This is a genomic window from Pseudomonas sp. SIMBA_068, assembly GCF_046534705.1.
GTDB classification, from domain to species: Bacteria; Pseudomonadota; Gammaproteobacteria; order Pseudomonadales; family Pseudomonadaceae; genus Aquipseudomonas; species Aquipseudomonas putida.
The window spans coordinates 1-348 of record NZ_JAWRYI010000165.1 but is presented as its reverse complement, the minus strand read 5'-3'; the positions used below and the strand labels follow the sequence as shown (position 1 = coordinate 348).

1 protein-coding gene is annotated in these 348 nt (G+C 56.0%); it reads left to right on the top strand.

Annotation, left to right across the window (positions count from 1 at the left end; all coding sequences use genetic code 11):
• Window positions 1–181 precede the first annotated feature (181 nt).
• Window positions 182–348, top strand: a 167-nt coding sequence (locus SB756_RS28675; RefSeq protein ID WP_410912897.1) for a DUF1275 family protein, incomplete at its 3' end; no start/stop codon positions are given.

Here is a 348-nt window from a genome sequence, read left to right as displayed (position 1 = left end):
GTCTCCACCTTCCGTCTGGCAAACAGTTAATCAGGGCTCTCCGCGCTGAGTTTATACAGCGCGGAGTCCGGAGTCCCGATGCTGAGTAATGCCCGACAGAAAAGGGAGAGTTTGATGCAGTGCCTTGTGGCGCAGGGCTAATCGGCGGATTATAAGGCTTTCCAGTAAATATGGGGTGGTCATGCTAATCAGCACGGAAAGTGCCCGCAGCAACAGCGCGGATACCCGACTGGCCTGCACGCTTGCCGCTGCCGCAGGCGCACTGAATACCGCAGCCTTTGAGATCGTCGGTTTTTTTTCAGCCAACATGACCGGGAATGTCTCGCTGCTGTCCGATCACCTGGCAAA